This window comes from Leisingera sp. F5 (genome assembly GCF_001593695.1).
Genome location: NZ_LUKH01001427.1, coordinates 1 through 1034, shown reverse-complemented (window position 1 = coordinate 1034; position 1034 = coordinate 1). Strand labels below are relative to the sequence as shown.

At 62.5% G+C, this 1034-nt stretch carries 2 protein-coding genes; both read right to left on the bottom strand.

All coding sequences use genetic code 11. From position 1 onward, the window contains the following. Positions 1-150 (bottom strand): 2Fe-2S iron-sulfur cluster-binding protein (locus A2I95_RS41990; RefSeq protein WP_291738167.1); only part of this gene is annotated, 150 nt, incomplete at its 3' end. A 3-nt stretch (positions 151-153) separates the two neighbouring features. Then, positions 154-1034, bottom strand: an 881-nt coding sequence (locus A2I95_RS41985) for an NADH-ubiquinone oxidoreductase-F iron-sulfur binding region domain-containing protein (protein WP_291738166.1), incomplete at its 5' end; no start/stop codon positions are given.

Sequence of the window (1034 nt, the reverse complement as noted above, 5' to 3'; positions counted from 1 at the left end):
GCAGTTACCGTCCGGGCGGTAGCCGGGCTGCGGCTTGTGGCACAGATGCGGGATCTTCAAGCCACGGCCGTTGGCGACTTCCCAGATGGTCAGGCCAGCGTCTGCCGTGACCTGTTCGCCATCGAGTGTGAAAGTGATTTTATCGCTCATGGCTTAAACCTCCTCGGGGAAGTGTTTGATGGTCAGACGGATCGGGTTCGGCGCTGCCTGGCCCAGACCGCAGATCGAGGTATCAACCATCGCCGCACTCAGCTCTTCCAGCAGGCCCTGATCCCACTTCTTTTCGCTCATCAGCTTGACGGCTTTCTCGCAGCCCACCCGGCAGGGGGTGCATTGGCCGCAGCTTTCATCCTCGAAGAAGCGCAGCATGTTCAGCGCGGCGTCGCGGGCCGAGTCCTGATCGGACAGAACCACAACAGCGGCAGAACCGATGAAGGTGCCATGCGGCTGCAGCGTGTCGAAGTCGAGCGGAATGTCATGCATCGACGCGGGCAACAGACCCGAGGACGGGCCACCCGGCTGATACGCCTTGAACGCGTGGCCATCCAGCATACCGCCGCAGGCTTCGATGACGTCGGTGATGGTGGAACCGGCCGGCAGCAGGTGCACTCCCGGGTTCTTCACACGGCCCGAGACTGAATAGCTGCGCAGGCCCTTGCGGCCGTTCTTTTCAACCGAATTCAGGCACTCGGGGCCTTCGCGGCAGATCTTGGCGACCCAGTAGAGGGTCTCGACGTTGTGAACGAGGGTCGGGCGGCCGAAGACACCCACCTGCGCCACAAACGGCGGACGGTGGCGCGGCTCACCGCGCTTGCCTTCGATCGACTCGATCATCGCGGATTCTTCGCCGCAGATATAGGCCCCTGCCCCGCGGCGCAGATCGATATAGCCTGCCTCGACGATACCCGCGTCTTCCAGCGCCTTGATCTCGGTCGCGAGGATTTCCAGCACTGCCGGATACTCGTCGCGCATGTAGATGAAAGCCTTCTCGGCTTCCACAGCCCAGGCGGCAATCAGCATGCCTTCCAGGAAGA